Annotated in this window: 17 protein-coding genes and 2 pseudogenes; 15 read left to right on the top strand and 4 right to left on the bottom strand. The window is 42.7% G+C overall.

All coding sequences use genetic code 11. The features are described from left to right. Window positions 1–418: 418 nt before the first annotated feature. The 3 genes from LEP1GSC194_RS22095 to LEP1GSC194_RS22800 all read left to right on the top strand — a co-directional run bounded on the left by LEP1GSC194_RS22095 (window position 419) and on the right by LEP1GSC194_RS22800 (window position 2046). Window positions 419–574, top strand: coding sequence for a hypothetical protein (locus LEP1GSC194_RS22095; RefSeq protein ID WP_017808104.1), 156 nt, complete (start codon window positions 419–421; stop codon window positions 572–574). A 169-nt stretch (window positions 575–743) separates the two neighbouring features. Next, window positions 744–1268 carry an ImmA/IrrE family metallo-endopeptidase gene (locus LEP1GSC194_RS00310; RefSeq protein ID WP_036040462.1) on the top strand — a complete coding sequence of 175 codons (525 nt, stop codon included), beginning with the start codon at window positions 744–746 and terminating at the stop codon, window positions 1266–1268. 241 nt (window positions 1269–1509) lie between these two features. Then, window positions 1510–2046, top strand: a complete 537-nt coding sequence (locus LEP1GSC194_RS22800) for a hypothetical protein (protein ID WP_162265799.1) — start codon at window positions 1510–1512, stop codon at window positions 2044–2046. Window positions 2047–2096: 50 nt separating this feature from the next. Here LEP1GSC194_RS22800 and dusA read toward each other — a convergent pair whose 3' ends face one another. Then, complete coding sequence (gene dusA, locus LEP1GSC194_RS00300; protein WP_036040467.1) at window positions 2097–3122, bottom strand: tRNA dihydrouridine(20/20a) synthase DusA; 1026 nt, start codon at window positions 3120–3122, stop codon at window positions 2097–2099. Between the two features lie 108 nt (window positions 3123–3230). Between dusA and LEP1GSC194_RS00295 the strand changes: the two genes are divergently transcribed. The 8 genes and pseudogenes from LEP1GSC194_RS00295 (at window position 3231) to LEP1GSC194_RS00260 (ending at window position 13847) form a co-directional block, all read left to right on the top strand. Beyond that, the gene (locus LEP1GSC194_RS00295; protein WP_017809768.1) at window positions 3231–4247 is read left to right on the top strand and encodes an LIC10647 family lipoprotein; all 1017 of its coding nucleotides are present in this window, start codon (window positions 3231–3233) and stop codon (window positions 4245–4247) included. Beyond that, window positions 4247–6217 carry a bifunctional tRNA (5-methylaminomethyl-2-thiouridine)(34)-methyltransferase MnmD/FAD-dependent 5-carboxymethylaminomethyl-2-thiouridine(34) oxidoreductase MnmC gene (gene mnmC / locus LEP1GSC194_RS00290; protein WP_020771720.1) on the top strand — a complete coding sequence of 657 codons (1971 nt, stop codon included), beginning with the start codon at window positions 4247–4249 and terminating at the stop codon, window positions 6215–6217. The genes LEP1GSC194_RS00295 and mnmC overlap by 1 nt, the downstream gene beginning before the upstream one ends. 78 nt (window positions 6218–6295) lie before the next feature. After that, window positions 6296–8173 carry a RecQ family ATP-dependent DNA helicase gene (locus LEP1GSC194_RS00285; RefSeq protein WP_020771723.1) on the top strand — a complete coding sequence of 626 codons (1878 nt, stop codon included), beginning with the start codon at window positions 6296–6298 and terminating at the stop codon, window positions 8171–8173. 348 nt (window positions 8174–8521) lie between these two features. Further along, window positions 8522–9763 carry a sigma factor sigX-regulated lipoprotein SrpA gene (gene srpA / locus LEP1GSC194_RS00280; RefSeq protein WP_051185230.1) on the top strand — a complete coding sequence of 414 codons (1242 nt, stop codon included), beginning with the start codon at window positions 8522–8524 and terminating at the stop codon, window positions 9761–9763. 360 nt (window positions 9764–10123) lie between these two features. Beyond that, window positions 10124–10726, top strand: a pseudogene (srpA, locus tag LEP1GSC194_RS00275) (sigma factor sigX-regulated lipoprotein SrpA); the annotation flags it as partial. Window positions 10727–11014: 288 nt separating this feature from the next. Further along, window positions 11015–11539 (top strand): RNA polymerase sigma factor, encoded by a 525-nt coding sequence (locus tag LEP1GSC194_RS00270; RefSeq protein ID WP_017809110.1) that lies wholly within the window; start codon window positions 11015–11017, stop codon window positions 11537–11539. A gap of 2 nt (window positions 11540–11541) precedes the next feature. After that, on the top strand, window positions 11542–12873 hold the full coding sequence (locus LEP1GSC194_RS00265) for a FecR family protein (protein ID WP_020771714.1): 1332 nt from the start codon (window positions 11542–11544) through the stop codon (window positions 12871–12873). Between the two features lie 17 nt (window positions 12874–12890). After that, window positions 12891–13847, top strand: coding sequence for a hypothetical protein (locus LEP1GSC194_RS00260; protein WP_020771722.1), 957 nt, complete (start codon window positions 12891–12893; stop codon window positions 13845–13847). A 94-nt stretch (window positions 13848–13941) separates the two neighbouring features. Here LEP1GSC194_RS00260 and dinB read toward each other — a convergent pair whose 3' ends face one another. The 3 genes from dinB to ompL47 all read right to left on the bottom strand — a co-directional run bounded on the left by dinB (window position 13942) and on the right by ompL47 (window position 16995). Then, window positions 13942–15030, bottom strand: a complete 1089-nt coding sequence (gene dinB, locus LEP1GSC194_RS00255; RefSeq protein ID WP_036040455.1) for a DNA polymerase IV — start codon at window positions 15028–15030, stop codon at window positions 13942–13944. 27 nt (window positions 15031–15057) lie between these two features. Then, on the bottom strand, window positions 15058–15813 hold the full coding sequence (locus tag LEP1GSC194_RS00250) for a ComF family protein (RefSeq protein WP_020771730.1): 756 nt from the start codon (window positions 15811–15813) through the stop codon (window positions 15058–15060). A gap of 93 nt (window positions 15814–15906) precedes the next feature. Next, window positions 15907–16995, bottom strand: coding sequence for a multi-beta-barrel domain surface protein OmpL47 (gene ompL47 / locus LEP1GSC194_RS00245; RefSeq protein ID WP_020771719.1), 1089 nt, complete (start codon window positions 16993–16995; stop codon window positions 15907–15909). Window positions 16996–17080: 85 nt separating this feature from the next. Between ompL47 and LEP1GSC194_RS00240 the strand changes: the two genes are divergently transcribed. From LEP1GSC194_RS00240 to LEP1GSC194_RS00225, 4 genes and pseudogenes are all read left to right on the top strand, one after another. Then, window positions 17081–17746 (top strand): flagellar filament outer layer protein FlaA, encoded by a 666-nt coding sequence (locus LEP1GSC194_RS00240; protein WP_020771716.1) that lies wholly within the window; start codon window positions 17081–17083, stop codon window positions 17744–17746. A gap of 647 nt (window positions 17747–18393) precedes the next feature. Next, window positions 18394–19674: a citrate/2-methylcitrate synthase gene (locus LEP1GSC194_RS00235; RefSeq protein ID WP_020771717.1), complete on the top strand. Its 1281-nt coding sequence runs from the start codon at window positions 18394–18396 to the stop codon at window positions 19672–19674. 18 nt (window positions 19675–19692) lie between these two features. Next, window positions 19693–20326: pseudogene (locus tag LEP1GSC194_RS00230) on the top strand (hypothetical protein). A gap of 194 nt (window positions 20327–20520) precedes the next feature. After that, window positions 20521–20906 (top strand): DUF1564 domain-containing protein (locus LEP1GSC194_RS00225; protein WP_020771726.1); only part of this gene is annotated, 386 nt, incomplete at its 3' end.

Here is a 20906-nt window from a genome sequence, read left to right as displayed (position 1 = left end):
CGAAGCGAAAGCGTTGTTTCTCAGCGAAGCTGAGATGAGCGATCCCGTCGGAAGCAGATAACCTTACCCAACAAATACTTAGATTGCAACCTAAGCCGCACTAATCGAGCGACCCGTGGGGAGCCATAACCTTACCCACAAGTTAAGAAGGTTTTTGGAATAAGAAGGATCAAAAACGCACATTTTTCAAGTGTTCCGACAAGAATGGAGCTTTTTACTTGCAAAAAGTATGATTTTCTGATAGAGAAAAGCCTCCCGAGCCTTTCCACCTCCCGCCCCACCACCCAAAATTAGGGTGGGGCGTAAGTTTCACAGAAGATTTGTCGTAATTCCGACAGATTTATCTTGAGATCCACGTACTTGTGGGTAAGGTTATGGTGGGGAGCAGACAAACAAAAGCCGCGAAGCGGGAAACTCAATGTTTCTCAGCGAAGCTGAGATGAGCGATCCCGTCGGAAACGCAAACGTCGGCCTAAGAACTCGTCCCAAAACCTACGAAAATTGCAGGAACGAATTCGATAACGAAAAAATTCGAGACGTTTTGGGACGTCACTCTAAATATAACCGGCGTTAGCGTATAAACTTTACACTCTCCGTGGATATCCAGCTCCATGTACTACGTCACTCGAAAGCGTAAATACTAAATCCCCCAATTCTTATCCCCTAACATCTAAAACTTATTTTCTTTTAAAGAAGCTAAGTTTTTTTCTTGATTTTTTTAAAACCAAAAAAATACTAATCGTATGATAAGCTCAAGCAATATTCCTCAAGCCGAAGCTTGTCATCATCTTTCGAAGCAGGCCATTTTTGCAACGGCTGAATCAATTGCGCAAAAATTAAAGTACCACGCAGGCACAGATTTAGAACCTGTAATTCAAGATTTAGGAGGTAAGATCTATTACGTATCTTTAGAAGAATGGTATGATACTCAGGATGCTTCCATTCGTGTGTACGATAAGAATAAGTTCGAAATTTATATTTCGAACTTCACAGGCCCGTTACGAAATCGTTTCTCTTTAGCGCATGAGTTAGGCCACTATTTTCTGCATTCTTCAGAAGGCCAAAAACAGATCGTTGCCGCCAGAAGCGGCTCCAATCTTTGCGAATGGCAAGCGAACTGGTTCGCCGCTGCCTTCTTGATGCCGGAACAAGAATTTAAGGATGTAGTGGAAAAGTTTTCGCATCATAATATGGATTACGTAGCTGCACATTTTTTAGTCTCACGGAAGGCGGCGGATGTCCGTTACGACTCCATTTTCAAGTCGTAAAGTTATCTTGTTTTTATCGGTGGATATCGTTGGTTCTACCGAATACAAAAATAAAGCCCAATCTCAAAATCATTGGCTGCGTTTTTTCACTACTTTTTACGAAGAGTTTCCTATCACATTCTTAAATCAAATTGAAGCAAATTCCTCTTTGTTTCAAAATTTAAAGTTACCCTTACAAAAGTTATGGAAATCCCTTGGAGACGAATTGATCTTCGAGTGTGAAATCAAAAAACACCAAGAAGTGCAATATCTTGTAAAAGCATTTTCCCAAGCGGTTTTCAATTATTCTTATAATATAAAGGATAAAAATTTATCATTAAAAGGTTGTGCCTGGATTGCGGGCTTTCCCGTTATCAATGCAATGATCACTTCCGATAGCAATGGAAATGAAACTAAAGATTATATAGGCCCTCAAATCGATATCGGTTTCAGAATCAGTAAATTTGCGACCGAATTAAAATTCGTCATTTCCGTTGAAGTATTGATTCTATTAGCTAGAACGACCAATACTCATTTTAAGTTCTATCTAGAAGAACCGCGACCCCTCAAGGGAGTTTTGAGCAATAAACCTTATCCTATTATATGGATTAAAAACGAAAAATCCAAGGAGATGCTATTGAATCAACTTCTGAATAAACATGGAAATCCTACCAGAAGTGAGGAATTAAACGCATATTGTTTATCCTTTCTCTACGAGTCTGGAAAACCGTTTATGCCTCCTTTTTTAGAAAACGATCCTTCAAACCAGATTGGTATGAGGAAGAATTCCATAAGGTAGAACAAATTCTGTCTTCTTCTGAAGATAACTTCGGCGATTCTTGAAGCACGTTATAAGATTTTTAACGGAATCAAATCCAAGGACTCGTTCGAAATCTCTTGAACGGCCTGCGACAAAAGATCGCTCGAATAATCGGAATACATTCTTTCCGTGAGAATCCTTCTAAAACTACGAGCGCCTTTCACTCCATGAAATAAACCCAACATGTGTCTAAGCGCGTGATGCGGCTTTCCGTTCTTCTCTTTCAAAACCGTTTCTTCGATATAATCCCTCATCCTAAACAGAATTTCCCTTCTACTCAAAGAAGGAGAATCGTCTCGAAAAAATAAGGAATCCACCTCCGAAAAAAGATAAGGAGTTTCATACGCGGCCCTTCCGATCATTACTCCGTCGTTTTTTTTAAGTCTTTCCCGCATCGAAGTAAGAGTTCTAATTCCTCCGTTGATCTCGATCAAAAGATCGGGAAATTCCTCCTTTAACGCTTCGACGTCCGCATAACGTAAGGGAGGGATTTGACGGTTCTGTGCCGGAGAAAGTCCGCCTAAGATCGCGATCCTTGCATGAACGATAAATCGCCTAACACCCGCTTGGCGAACACATTCTATAAACCGACATAGATCTTCGAAAGTTTCCTTACCGGGAATTCCGATTCTGCATTTCACGGTTACGGGAATCGAAACATTACCGTCCATCGCAAAAACCAATTCCGCGACCTTCTCCGGGGTTTCCATCAGACAAGCTCCGAAGTTTCCTTCCCTCACTCGATCGCTTGGACAACCCACGTTCAGATTGATCTCCGTGTATCCGTAGTCTTCGGCGATTTTTGAGGATTGTGCAAGTGCTTTCGGATCGTCTCCTCCCAACTGAATCGCAAGTGGCAATTCCTCGGGACTGTAAGATAAAAATCGACGACGATCACCGCAGAGGATCGCGCCCGTATGAATCATCTCCGTATATAAAAAAGTCCGTTTGGAAATAAGTCTTAAAAAATATCGAAAATGTCGATCGGTCCAATCCATCATCGGAGCGAGCGAAACGGGATATCGTTTCGGAATTTTGGAGCCTTTCACTGACATAAACGGATCGATTACCAGAATTTTGTTACAAAGCCCTTCGGTCAAGGATCCTCTTTTACAATTACGACTTGGAATTCGGAATGAATCGTAAAAGAATGTCAGTAAAAGATGAGCCGTTCCGACGATCGAAAATCCAACACATACGTATCGAAAAGAATCTTCGTTCTATCGTTATGGATTTGTTGTATGACTTCCTGTAGAACTCTCGAATCATTTTTCGAATCCATAATTCTTACGGGAGGAGTCGATTCCACACGATTGAATTTTTTTACCAGATACAACTCGATGGAAGAATTCGTCCGAACGAACGGCGGGCTCAAAGTTCCTGAAAAAGCCGATCGTGCTGTCAATGAGGATCCAGCAAAATCGGTTCCCTTTTATACGATCGGTTCCATTCCGAGAAGATTGCCGGGTTTTCCTTTTACGGGTTATTTGAAATTTCTAAACTACGTCGCTTACGGTTTTACGATCACGTCCCCTAGAACCTTTCGAGGAAACCTCCTCAATTTTCCGGACGACGGAAGGGCATATTCCAATCTGATCGAACAAACCTTATACGGAGTATATCCGCTTCCCGAACCTTTTGCCAGAAAAGCGGAATACTTATACATCGACTACCAAGCCTACGCGACTCTCTATTTGGGTTTTTGGGAACTTCAAAATTGGAATTTCGGACTCGGAATCAATCTCGGTTATAGTATTTACGACTTTGACATTTTGGAAAGGGGTCTCAGAGTTTCCACCACACGAAACCAAACAAGGGCAATCGCGGGATTTAAAGTATTATATGAATATAATATAGGCCGTTTTTTTGAGGATACGATCTTCTATAACCTGTACTTATACTTGGAATTATCGAGTATCGGAAACAACGAAAGCAGCGATCAGGGAGACGTATCCAGTATCGGAAACTTCGGCAAAACTCCGATCACCCAGACGGCGCCGACCGCCAACGGAGAGGGTTATCACGATCTTTATCTGATGATGAACACGTTCCGAATCGGAGTTCGAAAAGAAATTCAATTGTCCAGACCCACTTCGGAAGATTTACTTCGTAAAGACAGCGGTCCCGGAATCGAATCCGCTCCTCCGAAACCTACGGAACCCGTACCGCCTAAAATCTGATGCTTTCCTGGAAAAACGATCTCACTCCCGTATCCGATCGATTCGACGACATATACTTTTCTCCCGAAAACGGGCTCGAAGAAACCGAACACGTTTTTATAGGAGGAAACGATCTTTCCAATAGATGGAAAAATTTGAATATTCAAAATTCTTTTTGTATCTTGGAATTGGGTTTCGGCACGGGGCTCAACTTCCTTACGACTTGGAAAAAATACGTAGAACACAAGGATCGGTTTCGACTCCATTTTATCTCCGTCGAAAAATTCCCTCTGAATCGGGAGGAAATTTCAAAAGCACTTTCCGCATTTTCGGAACTGGAAGAAATCAAAAAGGAATTCTTATCCTCCTATCAGGATCTGATTCCCGGAATGAACTATTTCCGATTTCTGGAAGGAAGCATTCATCTTATTCTTTTTTTGGGAGACGTCGGAGACGCGTTATGCGAAATCTCAGGAAAAGCGGACGCGATTTTTTTGGACGGTTTTGCCCCTTCTAAAAATCCGGAGATGTGGGAAGAATCGATTCTCAAAAAACTAAGGAACGTTTCGAAAGTCGGAACTACGTTTTCCACTTTTACGGTGGCAAGGAAGGTCCGAGATTCCTTATCGTCGGCGGGTTTTACGTTGGAAAAACGTCCCGGTTTCGGAAGAAAAAGGGAGATGTTGACCGGAAGTTATTCCGGTCCCGTTTCGGAAACGAAGGAATCCTTTCCGAAAGAAAAACCTTGGTGCAAACGTTCCGATCCGGAAACGAATATCAAAACCGCTGCGATCATCGGCGCGGGGATCGCGGGTTCTACCCTTGCTTACTCCTTGTCAAAACGAGGAGTAAGGGTTTTACTGATCGACCCTTCCGGAATCGCAAACGAAACCTCCGGAATTCCGATCGCGATATCCCATCCTCACCTCACGAAAATTCCAGGGCCTATCAGCCTATTCACGTTACGCGCCTTTCGATACGCACTTTCCTTTCTTTCCTCCTTTGCCGACGAAAATCAATTCGGAAAAACCGGATTGTTTCATAGCGTAACGGAAGAGACGAACTCGGAACGACTGCAAAAGAGCATCGAAAACCATAAACTTTCCGAGGAAATCGTATCTTGGAAGTCTACCGACTCCGATTTTCTGAAGGAAACCATTTGCGGAAACGAACCGGGAGTTTTTTTCCCGAAAGGTTTTTGGACCCGACCCGGATCGATCGCAAAACGATGCGCCGATCGACCCGGAATCGAATTTATACGAGGCACCGTAAACTCGGTCGAAAAGTGCGGAATCGACTTTACAAAAAGCCGAACCGATTGGAAAGTCGGACTCAAAGAATCCGACCGGGAAATATTTGCAAATTCCGTTATATTCTGTAATTCTAATTCGATCGGGGAACTTCTATTTTCCCTATTGGAAGAAGAACCGTTTCCTATAAAAAAAGTTCGGGGACAACTGGTATCCTTAAGAGAAACTAAAAATTCCTCCCGTATTAAGAACATACTCTGTGCGGAACACTATCTGACCCCTTCCATCCAAGGGGAACACGTATTAGGTTCCACGTTCGACGAGTTCGACCCCGATCCGACGCCTCAAAAAAAAGATACGGACCGACTTTTACAATACGCTCAAACCAAATACCCTACTTTAAATTTCGACTTCCGTTCCGTTCTTTCCGAAACGGTGGGATTTCGAGCGCAAACTCCGGATCGGTTTCCGATCCTAGGGCCCGTCTTCGATCCGAAAGAATTTCGAGAAACCTACAAAGAAATCGATTTGCCTCGAAATCGGAACCGATCGTATCCGAATCTCAAAACGATTCCGGGCTTATACGTTTTCGGAGGTTTGGGTTCGAGAGGAATTTTGAGTTCTTTTTTAGGTGCGGAGATTCTTGCGTCTTTGATACTGGGCGAACCCGCTCCCGTCGAATCCTCCATTTTGGAATTTTTGCATCCGGCAAGATTCCTCTATCGAAAGATTCGCAAGTAACATAACGATCTCCGGCGCGGGAAAGCCCCGCAAAAGGGAGACTTTTTACTTGCAAAAAGTATAATTTATTAAAATCAAATGAATTCGAAACAAAACGATCACATTCAAAATTTAGAATCCTCTCTTAAAAAAGTCTGGGGAATGTCCCGATTTCGAACCGGCCAAAAAGAGGCGATCGAATCCGTTTTGAACGGGAAAGATACGTTAGTCATCCTTCCCACCGGGGGAGGAAAATCTCTCATCTACCAACTTCCGGCTATTTTGGACGAATCTTCTTTGACTCTTGTCATTTCCCCCTTGATCGCCTTGATGAAAGATCAAGTCGATTCTCTCAAAGCTAAGGGAATCGCCGCGGAATACTGCAATTCCACACAGGACGATCTGGAACAGCTCAGGATTCTCAGCAGAGCCGTCACGGGTAAAATCCGAATTTTATATCTATCGCCGGAAAAAGCGTTGAGCAGACAGGTATTCGAAATTCTCCCGAAACTTCCCCTGGCAAGAATCTCCGTCGACGAAGCGCACTGTGTATCCCAATGGGGACACGACTTCAGACCGGAATATCGAAAACTCCACGAACTTAGGGACAGATGTTCTAACCCGATACCGATTATCGCGTTAACCGCCACAGCAACGTCCAGAGTTATAAAGGACATATCGGATTCTCTCGGACTCAAAAATCCGGCGTTGATCCAAGGAAGTTTTTATAGGAAAAATCTCAACTTTTCCGTATGTTTTCCCCAAAACGAAACTTCGAGGGAAAACGAACTCTTAAAACTTTTGATCCGAGGAAACTTTCAAAAAACCGCAAACGGAAGGGCGATTATTTATTGTGCGACCCGGCAAAAAGTGGAATCGGTTTACGATTTTCTAAAGAAGAACGGTTTTAAAGTCGGCAAATATCACGCGGGCAGAACGGATTCAAGTCGGGAAAAAGCTCAAGACGGATATAACACCGGTAAAACGAACGTACTTGTGGCGACTAACGCGTTCGGCATGGGTTTGGATAACCCGGACGTACGTTTGGTCGTTCATTATCAAATGCCCGCGTCCTTGGAAAGTTATTATCAGGAGGCGGGAAGAGCCGGAAGGGACGGCAAACCTTCGGACTGTATTCTTTTTTTCCATCCCTCGGATCTTGTAACTCAGAGTTTCATCATCGGAAAAGAAAACAATCGAAAAGGCGGAGAAACGTTACTCTCCTTTGTCAAGGAATACGCGGTCTCCAACCGATGCAGACAACAAATCCTTTGTTCTTATTTCGGTGAAGAGGTCGCGTCTTGCAAAACCTGCGACATCTGTTCGGAGAAAGAATCTCCGCATTCTTTCTCCGTTGCCGACGGAAGGGATCAGTTTCTCAAAAGGGAAGAGGATAAAAAACAAAAGAGAGAAGAAAAAGAAAGATACGATTTCTCCGAAGATGAATTGGGAACGATCGAACGAGTTTTAGAACAGATCCCCGGTAAGTTCGGTAAAAGAATGATCGCGGGTGTTTTACGAGGTTCCAGATCTAACGAAATTCTGAGAAAGAAATTGGATCGTTTGGTCGGGTACGGTTCTTTGCGTTCGATTCCGGAAGAAGCGATTTTAAAAACTTTGGACGAATGGATTACGGAAAAAAAAGTGAAAATCGTCGGAGATAAATATCCGAAACTCATCCTTGCGTCGACCGTTATCATTAAAACCCCGAGAAAGAAAAAAGATCCCGATGCGGAAGGCGAAAAGAAAGTTATTCCCGCAAAGAACGTGATCCAAGAATTGAAAAACTTTCGAGACAGGGAAGCCAGAAGAAGAAAATGGAAAAAATTTATGGTGCTTCAAAATCCGGTCATCGTTCAAATCGCAAATGCGATGCCGGAAACTCCGGAAGAACTTTCATTAATCAAAGGGATGGGCTCCGCAAAGGTCGAAAAGTTCGGGAACGATATCTTAAGAATATTAGAAAAATGGAAATAATCAAGGTCCCGAAAATCGATTCAGAGATTGTCCCAAAACCTGTCGAGCGCCAATAGAAGCGAGACACTGCGTTCCACAAAAATGTCGGAGTTCCCACGTACTAGGGGTCAGTGGGTAGGGATCAGTTTAGATAGTAGCTATGTATTAGGGATTAAGATCCCACGATCTTGGCCTTTACTTCGTTCTTTTTCGTTCCGTTCCTTCTAAAATTTCCTTATACCCGAATCCAGTCGTCCCAAGACCAACGAAAATGGAAATCAATGCGATTCTCCAAGGATTTTCCGATTTCTCTCCGAGACCTGGCACACTCTTTCGTTCTATTTCGTAATTTCATTAGAGGTTTATACGATAAAACAGAATCAAAGCAAATTGTACGGGATTAAGCTGGCCGCGTTTGTCACGCTTGTTTTGTTTGTAAGTTGCAAAAACCATAAGGACAATAATAACGATTTATTATTGGCTGCAATCTTACTCAGCTCGGGTCAAAATGCCGAGTTTCGGATTTCCAACACGAGCGCACTCGCGGCTGCCCGCACTCAAGCAGGCTCGTCCCAATTCAAAGTAGGTTCCGCGTCCGGATTTTTAACCGATCTCGGCGGAGACAATCCGCAAAACTACGGAGACGGTGCGGGAGACGGATTCAACGATCATTTCATCACACCGGCTGCGGTTTCCATCGGCATCTGCCAAGTTCTCGCTTACAAATCGGTCGCAAAGGGAGGACCGGCGAAGGGAAAGGAAACATTAGAAAATGCAAATTTTGTAATGTTCAAAGCGCCCGGAGCTCCAGTTCCCGGTTCTAAAGTATGTGAGACCGGTTTTATGCCGATCGGATTACAAACCGGAAGCGGTTCTTCGAGTTCCGCTTTTCTCCCGATCTCTCCCATTCCGGATGAAGAGAAACAGGACTACGATCGAGTGGGAATCATCGCAAGGGATTTTACCTATTACTTCGATCCGAAAGACGTTCCTGAAAACTCGTATCGTTACGTGGATTTAGTGCTAAACAACCCGACTCCAAATACTATCCTGAGTAATACCGTCGGAAGAGGCGATGTAAGCCCGAAACTTTTTAGTAAGGATTGTCCCGCTTCCTTTGTCAATTCTCCAAGTTTTATCTTTTCCGAATTGTTAAAACCTGAAGAAATGGGAGGCTCTTGTCAAATGGGTGAATTAGCGATCGACTCGAGTTCAGGCGGCATACTACAGGTTGGAGTTTCGGATGATTATAACCCTTTCACAAAACCCGACCGCACTCTCAATCCGCCTTCGATTGCCGGTATCCCATGGAATTCTGCGGCACAAAAACTTAAATTCAAGGCTCCCGCTTCCGTCAACAATTTGGACGTGAAAGATCCGTACATATTGATTGTAAATCTGGATTCTTCCAAGAAAAACGGGGATCTGTTGTTTAACGTTTCCATAGACAACGCCCTCTTCTGGGATTCGACTGCGGCGGATAACGTATTCTCTCCCCAACTCAACGCTGCCGACAGACCCAACGCGACGAGCGGAGACGACAATATGAGCACAACCGCCCGAAGAAATTTGATCTTTCATTTACCTACGATTCTTAGCGAGACGAAGTGAAAGGTCTTTGTCGATTCCGATAAAGACGATGCCAATTCATTGAATTCGAGGGAAATCGATCCATTCCATTCGAACCGAAAACATAGAAAGGAGCTCGTCGGCTCCTTTCTATGTTTGTATTTTCTCATAAGGACAATGACGAAAGAAACTTCTTTTATCAAAGGAATCCTCTCCGCAGATATCGAAAATTTTCGAGATAAAATCAAATAAACAATCGGTTAATAGCAAAAACTCTCATCTTTTTTTCAAAAACCTGTCTCACTCTTTCCTTTTTTTATTAATATTTCTCCCGAGATTTCATTGGAGGTTCAATACGATGAAACAAAATAAAAATCAATTGGGAAGTGGAATATGAATGTGACTCCCCCCGCGGGTTCTCCCGGCGCTTCCGGTATTTTTTGGGGTTTGGCCGAAAGAGGAGACGTCGTCACGCCGATATTCGCCAAAGAGTGTTTTCCTTCTTTTAAAAATTCCCCAAGTTTTATATTTTGGGATCTTGTTCCCAAAGAGGAAAAAATGTCTCCGCGTCCGGGATGTAACTATCTCGAAGGTTTTATCGATTCGAACAGTGGTTCTTTCATCAACGGGATCGGTTCTAAAGAGCACTTCAAAAGACCGAACGATTTTCTAAACCCTCCCGATAACGCCGGAATCGAAACTTCCGATAAATCCAAAAAATTAAAATTCAAATTACCGGCTTCCGCCAATTCCTTAGGAAAACGCGATCCTTATATCCTCATTCTGGATTTAGATACGGACAAGGGAAAAGAAGGAAATCTACTGTTTAACGTTTCCGTAGACAAAGCGCTTTTCTGGGACTCGACCGCAGCCGATAACGTATTCTCTCCCCAATTGAATGCCGCGGATAGACCGAACGCTACGAGCGGAACGGATAATTTGACAAACACGGCCAGGAAAAACCTAGTCTTTCACTTACCGACCATCATTAGCTCGTTAAAGTGAAGTAGGATCGGCCGACCAACATCGGCGATCGGAAAAAATCGAGAAAGAATCCATTTGGATTCTTTCTCAAACAAATCTAATATTGAAAGGAGAACTTAAGGCGCTAGTTTATACTTTATCAAATTCAAAAAAAAGGATTCTTACAGAGTTATAGTTTGATTGCTTGCATCTTGAAAATTTTCTATTCGGAGAACCGTTTTCGGTTTAAATAGACGAAATCGAACCGATTTTTTTTAAAGAGAGAAATTTCCAGAGTATGTTTGAATTCTTATATATAGAGTATAGATTATGAAGTTAGGCCAAGATCACGATTTTTCTCTATTTTATCGGAACTACAAGGATTCGATTTATAAGGTAATTCGATATCTTTCCGCCGATCCGGAAGAAGTGGAAGATATAGCCCAGGAAGTTTTTTTGAATCTCTACAAATCCTTTCCGAATTTTTCGGCGGAAAAAGGGAGCTTCTACACTTGGGCCGCGGCAATTGCAAAGAATACATACTATTCATATCGAAAAAAGCGAAAGAAGGATTTGTTGGTAGAAGAAGGCGGTACTTTTATAGAATCTCTCCGAGTGGAAGATGATTTTATTCAGACCATTGAAACGCGGATCGTGGAAAAAGAATTGAGAGAGATTATTTCTTCTTTGCCCGAACCGGAAAAGAGCATCATTTTGTTAAAAGAAATTAACAATTATACTTTGGAAAAAACGTCACAAGCGTTAAACATATCTTCAAGGACCGTCAGTAGAAAACTGTTAAAGGCGTTGGATCTGCTCAGAGAAGAATTAGAAAGAAGAAAAGTGGTTTTGTAATCATGGAACAAAAAGATCTACACGAAGAATTCGAAGAATTGATGTCTTTATTCCTTTTCGGAGAAACCGGATCGGAAGAGGACAAAAGATTAAACGAAATCATAACACTCCATCCCGATCTTAAAAAAAGATACGAAAACTACGTAAAAACGCAAGCGGGTCTGAAACAACACAAGATAGGACTCGAGCAAATTCTTATCGAATCTTCGACCCCTAAAACAAGTTTATTTCAAGGAAACTTTAGGAATCAATTTCTGGCTATCGCCGCGATCATTTCCTTAATCGTTTCCTTATCCCTGATCTTCAAATCGGAAACGTTCCGCAAAACCGAACCGATCCCGATGGAAGTTACGGGCAATTGTAATCCGGAAAGTTTACGCTCGGATTGGGTTCGGTTGGATTCAAATTCTTTTTGCGACGTTAGAATAAACGGCAAACTGCATTTCAGAGTTTTTCCGAATTCGGAAATCCGAGTTTTGAATTTGGCGCAATCGGTTCAAGAGGCCGAATCGCAGGGTTATCAACTTTCCATCTTTCTGCAAAAAGGAAAGTTTTTGTTAAACGAAACTTTGACGGATGTGGAGGGAAAAACTAAAATCTATCTGAGCGGAACCGAAATTCGATTGACCGGAACCAAGGTATGGATCGAAAACTCCGAGGATCGTTACAAGGTGAACGTTTGGGACGGCTCTGCGGAAGTTCGATCGGGGGTTCGTTATTTGCTTCCGTTCTTATTGGACAAACAAAAGGAAGAGTTCGTAAAACATTCTCTGGACGTACAAACCGCAAATGATCCCGAACAAAAAGCGAAGTATGAAAGAATCTGGAACGATATTTCTTCGGAAAAACTTTCCAATTCTTCCTTGGAAACGAAATCCTTATTCTTTCAAAAGGATTCGGCGCAGAATCCCCTTCTTGTTTTGAACGAAAAGCAGACAAATCCGAAGGAAACTTTCGTTCTTTTGGAGGAAATGCAAAAGACGATCGTAGATTCCGTTTCGCAAAAAAAGACCGTTTCTTTGGAAAAACACAATATCGAAGAACTGGAGAATTTTGCGAACCGTATTGAAAATTTCAAATCCGTCGAACCTCCTAAAGAAGAAACGAAAGACATCGAAAGTATATCACCGAATTCTAAAATAGATAAAAAAATCGTTCCGAAAACCGAACCGAAAAAGGAAGAACCCGTGCGTTTAGGAAACAAAACGATCAAGCTGAAAGACGGCGTCGAATTAAAGGGAAATCTGATTCAGTACGAAGACAGATATATCATCGAAGTCGAAGGTAAAAAAAGAGTAATTCCGTCCAAGGATGTAGAGTCGATTTCATTTTGAATCGTTTTCGGCAAATTATGTTTCGCGGCGGAATGCGAAGGTTCGGAATTCTTCGAGGAATTCTTTACTTTTATCTTTTGTCGAATTCGGGAAAGATTTTTGCGGACACGGTTCTTTTAAGGGACGGTAAAACGGTCGAAAACGTCAAAACTTCCCTGCGTGCCGATCACATTTTGGTCGTGGACGAAACGGGCAAAACCGAAAAAATCGATTTGACTCTGGTTGAAAAAATTCTCATTTCGGAAATTAAAAAATCGGAAGTGAAAGAGGAAAAAAAGGAAGATAAGAATATTAAAAAATTCTACTTTTCTTTGAACGGTTCCGCGTGGAGTTCCCAAGTTACGGAGAAGCCGAGTTTCAATCGCGGATACAATTTGACGGATATTTTGACGATGGTAGTCAATATCGATCCTTATTTCGAAAAAAAATATTCCGTAGACGTTAAAACCGTCTCCTTTAACGGCGAATATCGTCGCAGCGCCAATTTCGGTTTTTCACTCGGACTCGAACAAAACTCCTATTCCTTTCCGGATCGAAACATTTCCCCTTGGATCGGACTTGTTACAAATGCCAATCTGAACTCGACGCCGGAATATCAGATGTTAGCCGGCACGTCCCTCAATTCGTTCCTGTTCAATCAACTCGGCGGAAATTTTAAAAATGATAAACACGGCAAATTCACGATAGCCACTCTTTCGCTTTCGCCGGGAGTCAAATATTACGTTTCTCTTTCGGACTCGATTTTTTGGTTTGTTCAGGGCGGATTCGGGTTCGGGAAAAGTTATGAAAGCGGAATTTATTCCAAACCTCTGACACAAACGGCACTTTTTGCGGGAACGGGCGTTCAATGGGAATCGGAATCCTACTTCTTCAATATAACTCTACAATATCGAAAAACCGATTTAAAAGGGTCCGTATATTCCTATCGTTTTAACGAACCGATTTTTATGATCGGGGGCGGATTGAAGTTGTAATCAAGGCTTGTCCCAAAAACCCAGCGGGGGAGTTCCCGCAAATTTTCTTTCCGATTTTGGGACAAACCTTTAACAAAATTCTATTTTTTGAATATTATAAATTATTAAACAAACTCGGCTCCTCGTCCGTTGAATTCGGATGGGAAATACTGATTCCCAAAAGCCGAATCGGTTTGATCGCCGTCCGTTTACCGTCTTTGATCTCGAAAAATTCCTCAAAAAGTTCCGCTGCCGTAGAATAAAGTTCGTCCGCGCCGAAAATCGGCTCGAACAAGGTTGTCGATCTTGTTTTAAGACTGAAATCGTAAAATTTGATTTTGAGAGTGAGGGTCTTACCGGCAAAGTCCCTTTTTTTCAACCTTCTCTCCACTTCAACCGCAACTTTCCTCAGTTGAGCCAGTAAATCTTCCCGATCCGTTTTGTCCTGATCGAAAGTATTTTCCGCTCCGAGCGACTTTCGCTCCCGGAAAGACTGGACCTCCCGTTCGTCTTCCCCTCTGGAAATTTTGTAATAATAAATTCCCATCTTTCCGAAATGTGGAATGAGTTCGTCTATGTTTTTCGCTCTTAAATCCTTTCCGGTATGGATTCCAAGCTCCTCCATCTTCCGAGCCGTGACCTTCCCCACGCCGTGAAAACTACTCACCGGCAAAGGATCGATAAAAGAAATCACGTCGTCGGGTAGAACAACGGTAAGCCCGTTCGGTTTGTTTTTTTCGGAGGCGAGTTTGGCGATGAATTTGGAATTACCGACTCCCGCCGAAGCGGTCAGTCCCGTGCGTTTTAAAATTTCGGCGCGGATCTCTTTCGCGATTGTTACGGCAAATGGAATATTCTTTTTATTGAATGTAACGTCCAGATATCCTTCGTCCAAGGACAACATCTCGACTCGATCCGTATATTCCAAAAAAATTTCACGAATCTGTTTGGAAACTTCCTTATACGCCTCAAAACGGGGAAGTACGAAAATCGCCCGAGGTGCGAGTTGTGCGGCTCTTGAACAAGGCATCGCGGAACGGACCCCGAATTTACGAGCTTCGTACGAGGCGGCCGCAACGACGGATCTGCTATTGGGTGGACCGCCCACAACCAAGGGTTTCCCTTTGTATTCCGGAAAATCCCTTTGTTCTACGGACGTATAAAACGCATCCATATCCACATGAATGATTTTGCGTGGCTCCATATTCGATTTAAGTCAGATTACAAACCGCTAAACATCCGTAACGTCTTTTTCAATTGTAAGCCCCTTTCCTTCCGTTCGAATCAAGGTAAAAATTCGAACCGATTCGGCTCCGTTTTGAATGAGAATTCTCGCCAATTCGTTTGCGGAAGCCCCCGTGGTAAACACGTCGTCGACTACGAGATAATTTCCTCTTAACTTTCCCTTATATTCCTTTTTGATTCGAAAAGCAAGTCTTGCATGGATAAAACGATCCGTTAAACTTTTACCGGCCTGTTTTTCATCGCTTATCTTTTCGATCGGACATATCAACGGAAAAGGAAGAATACTCCGTAATCGTTTCAGTGCGAAATCGCAGGACTCAAACGGCCTTCTTTTATTTTTGGAATACCATTTTGTTTTTGTGGAGGGCATGAGAATCATTCCGGAAAAACTCAGGCTCTTCCAGGATCTTAATTCTCTCTTCATACCTAAACAAAGATAAATCGAAAGCGGATAAACCGAACGCAATTTGACGCAGTTGATCACCTTCGCCAAAAATGGAGTTCTGTTTCGTAAAAACTTCAGTTCTTCGAAAAATACGTTTCTCGAACTACAATAGAAACATTCCTCCGTCGTTCGTACTTCTTTACAAATTTTGCATATACTTTGCGGACGAATCGGAGAACTCGAATTTTCCGAATGACAGAGTTTGCAAACTCCGATTTTGGAGGAGAAAGAATCGTATCTTCCGCAAAACTCGCAATCGACGGGTAGAAAATAATCCAATAATTTCCGGAGTTTCATTACCCTTTACGGTTCTTTTGAAACGTTTAAAGGGCGTAAAAAAACCCGGAAAATTTCCGGGTTTTTTCAATCCTGACGATTTTTTTTTAACTCTTATTTTTTAGGCGGAGTTGCAGGTTTTGTAGGTTGAGTCGGCTTTGTAGGAGCGGGAGTAGACGACTCGGAGGCAGGTTTGCTTCCGTTAGAACCGGCTTCTACTTTACGAATTTGTGTCGTAGGCGGGTTCACGTCCACAGAGAAGCTGACTTTTTTGGTTTCGCTTTCGTTTCCTACGTTATCGATCGCTTTCGCTTCGATCGTATGTTCGCCCTGAGCGTCGATCGTAATCGCTTCCGCATAAGGAACGAAATCGGGAGCGTTATCCGTTTTAATCAGAATTCTTTTGATTCCGGATTGTCCGTCCAATGCCTTGATCGCAAAAGAGTTTCCTTTTCTGGAATACGTTTTTCCGTCTATGATTACCAAAGGAGTGTTTCCTTGGATTTCAATTTCGGGTTTTATATCGTCCAAGGTTACCACGAGGATCGCTTCGGACGAAGAGTTTCCGGAGTTGTCGATAGCGGAATACTTTATCAGATTCACACCCGCCTTCTCCAATTTGATCGGCTGGTTGTCGTAAGGTCTCATGTCCCCGCCGTTGATGGAATACTTTACTTCTTTAACTCCCGAAAGAGCGTCGATTGCGGAGATGGTATACGTTACGTTCTTGGATCCGTAGTTGTATCCGTCCAGGTTGTAAAGAATTTCACTCGGAGCGATTTTCACGGTCGGAGCGGTGTTATCCACCACGACTACGAGCGCCTTAGCGGGTTCCTTGTTTCCGGCTTTATCCACCGCTCTGTAAGTAAGGCGGTTCACACCTTCCTTAAGAATCGCGATCGGAGAAGTGTACTTTGCATAATCCATTTCACCGAGTTTATATTCGATGTAGTCGACCGTGCTCGAATCATCCTGTGCGGAAATTTCAAAAGAACTTTTGGAGTTCACATAAAGATCGGCCTTCTTGACTTCCTCTCCCTGAGCAGTGTTCTGAGCGGTTTTTTCAGGCGTTGAACTTCCGGATTGTTCTTGAGTATTTGCCTGAGGCATAGAACCTTCATCCAGATCTTCCTGGGCAACGAGCGTTACGTTAACGGACATTAAAAAAGCGATTGCGAGTCTTACGAGAGTAGAACCCTTCATTTTACACTCCTGTATATTAGAGATTTAGTTTTTTGACGATATTCGGATAGTGGAAACATTTGGAAGGAGACTGTCAACCGATTCTATGAAAAAAAAGTCCTTCTCAATCGTTCCTTTTACCCGGAAACACAATCACCTTTTCCTTGTAATACTATTTTTATTTCAATTGTCCTTCTCGTTGAAAGCGCAGGAAAAACCTTCGGCGGAAATTTGGAAACAAATCATCGTGGAAGATTTCGAAACGAAAGAATGGAGTTCTAAAAATCTCAAAACACGTTTACCCAAGGAATATTTTCCGGATATAAGAACCTCTTCCCTTTTGTTAAGCCCGGAAAGAAATTCTTCCGGAAGTCTTCTCTTGGAAGTTCCCGCCGAAAAAAATCAATCCTTCGAAATTCTTTGGGAACAACCCTGGAAAACGAAAGGGTTCGTACAGGAATTTCAGTTTCACATCTATTCTTCCGGATCGGGCGCCTCGCTCTACGTTTTGCTCCGGGATTCCACTTTAGAAGTTAAGAAAATTCTAATCACTCATCTCAGCTTCGAAGGTTGGAAAAAAATCAGACTCAACGTGATCCGCAAAATCAGACAAGACGATATCGTTTTCACCAAACAGATTCCGGTCGAATTTTTAGGTCTTCTTTACGAAGCTCCCTTTTCGATGAAAAGAGGTTCCAGAGATCTATTCGCGATCGACGATATTCTCGCGATCGTCCGGGATAAAAATCGAATGTTCGCAAGCGAGTACTAGGAGTCAGTGGTTAGTGAATAGGGGTCAGCTTATTAGGGGTCAGTGGATAGAAAGTCAGGGGTCAGGGCGATCGCTTCGCGAATTTCATAGCGGACCGGCTCGCGACCGCGCTTTTTGCGAAAGTTCCTTCGGAATTTAACTAAAGTGTTGCTCTCTATGATCGCAACATATAATCAATCGCTTTCGCATTTGTTATATCGAACTCACGTTAAGTAGTAAGATTGGGTTCAAGACATGAGAACCGAACATTTCTATTACAACCGCGTGAGCGATCGAGGTGGAAATACTGCAATGCGCCGTTCAAAATCGAAACGATAAGGACAAAAAACGAAACCATTGTTATATTAGAAAAATATAAAATGGCGCTTTGCAGATTGAAACCGAGAGCGCGACCCGGCGGAGTAAAACAAAGAGATTTCGCCGGGACACGCCCCCCGATTTTAGGACTTTACAAGATGCCGGGGTTTTAGGAATCAGTGGATAGAAAGTCAGGGGTCAGGGCGATCGCTTCGCGATCGTTAGGAAAACAAGAATATTTCGATTTTCTTTTGTTTCAGTTGGATTCGAGACATGAAGAAACGAACAAAATCGACTCGCTCTTAATTAGAAGAATTGACGCATAACATTCTCTAAGGTTCCCTATCGGTATGAGTGAATTCATTGAAATCAAAGTTGGGGAAAAATCCTATCAGTTGCCGTTGATTTCCGGAACCGACGGTAAAAAAGGGATCGATATCCGCGAGCTTCATCAAAAAACCGGGCTCATCTCCTACGATCCTGGCTTTTTTAACACCGCGTACGCCGTTAGCCGAATTTCCAGAAGAGATCCGGATTCGGGAGAACTTCATTATCGGGGTTACGACATCGCGGACCTCGTGGAACATTCCACCTTTGTCGAAACCAGTTATCTTTTGATCTACGGAAAACTTCCGACGGAACAACAGCTCAAAGACTTCTCTCTGAAACTTTCCAAACATTCCTTGATTCACGAAGACATGATCAATCTATTCGACGGTTTTCCGGGTAAAGGACATCCTCTCGCGGTCCTTTCTGTGATGGTAACCTCTCTTTCCAGTTATTATCCGGAAGAATACGAAGAATCTTTGGACAAAGGAATCGATCATTCCGCGCGACTTCTCGCAAAGATCAGAACGATCGCGGCCTTCTCCTACAAAAAAATCGTCGGTCAACCTTTCGTATATCCTCTGGATAAACATCCTTATTGTACGAACTTTCTTTATATGTTGTTTTCGATCCCTTCCAAGGATTACGTTCCGTCGGAAGATATCGATCGGATTCTAAATCAACTCTGGATTCTTTACGCGGACCACGAACAAAACGTTTCCAACACAACGGTGCAGGTGATCGGTTCCACTCAAGCCAACTTGTTCGCTTCCATCTCTTCCGCGATCAACGCGCTTTGGGGTTCGAGAGAAGGCGGTCGTCAGGTTGCGGCGGTGGGCCTTATAGAAGACATCATCCAATCCAGGAAAACGGTCGCGGAATACTTTGAAAAATTCAAAGGAGATTCGGAAAGATTATTTTCCAACGGTTTCGGCCACAAGGCTTACGACTCTAAAAGCAAAAGAGCGATCATCGCAAGCAATCTGTTCCACGATTTTTACAAAAAAAATCCGGTGGGTCCGATCGCGGAAGTCGCTCTCAAAATCGAAGAGTACATGCAAAATGATGAATATTATATCAATCAAAATTTGTATCCGAACCTCGAGTTCTACAGCGCCGTCATTTTTCATTCTCTCGGAATTCCGAAAGAATTGTTCACCGCGATGCAGGTGATCGGCAAACTTCCGGGTTGGCTGGCGCACTGGAGAGAACAAAGAGTTTCCGGAAACTACAGCAAGGCTCGTCCGAAACAAATCTACGCGGGTGAGATGGGCAGAAAATACATTCCACTTTCGGAAAGATAAGTAGATGCAAAATCCGAGATGAAAGACCAGACCGGCTTGGGTTTGATTCAAAAGCATTTCAAGAAACTTATTCTACATGGATCGAGCAAAATTCAAAAAATCTTTTTTTTATCTCGTTCTAACTTTTTCCACAATGATATTTTTCAATTGTGATAAGCCGAAAGAAATCAGCGCTGAAGAATTTCAGACTTTGGTTCGAAAGAGTTCGGATCTACACGTTGTTACGTATCTCGGCATGGAAGAAGAAAAGGCGATTCTAAAAGTTTCGACTCGGCCCTCTATCGATTCAAAAAAATGGAAAGACGAATATTTTTACGCAAGAAAAACTCCCGACTTAGATCTTTGGATTGATGAAAACATTTACGGAATCACTACTTCCAACTTTACAAAACTCTATTCCTATATTTTGTCTTTGGATAATAAGGAATTTCAGTTCGGAAAATGGACGATTCTAACGAGGGATCATCTTAAGAACAAAGAAGAAAACAAGGAAATTCGTATTACAGTTAAAAGATATACCTATTTCATCTTCCAAATATCGGGTTCGAAGATTCAATATGGCTCTCTGAGTATGAAACGCGATCCGCAGGATGGTATTGGATATAAAAAATTATGGCGAGAACTTGTAAGTCATATTCGGCAAAAACGGTAATTGATCACCGGGATGAAACTAAAATGAGCGTTATCGTTTTTCCAAAACGGGATCCGTTCGGCGGTAGGATTCGATAAACCAAAATCTTTTCGATTCCCTTACGCCGTATCCGAGTTACGTTATTTTTTTAAGAAAATTTTCGTTTTCCACACGAATCCGATCCGCATGAACCCGTTCCCAGAACCGTATGTAGTATGGGAACTTTGTTAATTAGCTCCGATTCTAAAATCAGTTCGACTCTTGGAGAGAATCGCTCCGAAACGGTTACTCTTTTGATTCCGGAAGATACTTGGGTTCGTTTCTCCGAAAAAGATATCAAACTGCTCCCTAGGAAAATCCCGGAACTTTTGAGAACCTATGGAAAGTATCTTTCTGCTACGAAACGTCTGGGGAAAAAAGCGGGCAGAACCTTGTATCAATCCAGTCCGGGTAAATTAAAGATGAAACGAGTGAACATTCGAGTTAGAACAGGGACTTGGACTCTTTTTGGAACCCTCGCACAGGTTCATGGCGTGTCTCGTTGTTATCTTTTCAATTATCTTCTGTGGTTGGAGGAACTCGAAGTCGGAGATTCTATCCT

It is taken from the genome of Leptospira alstonii serovar Sichuan str. 79601, assembly GCF_000347175.1.
GTDB classification, from domain to species: Bacteria; Spirochaetota; Leptospiria; order Leptospirales; family Leptospiraceae; genus Leptospira; species Leptospira alstonii.
Note: the sequence above shows the minus strand (reverse complement) of the source record. Positions and strands in the feature narration are given on the sequence as shown.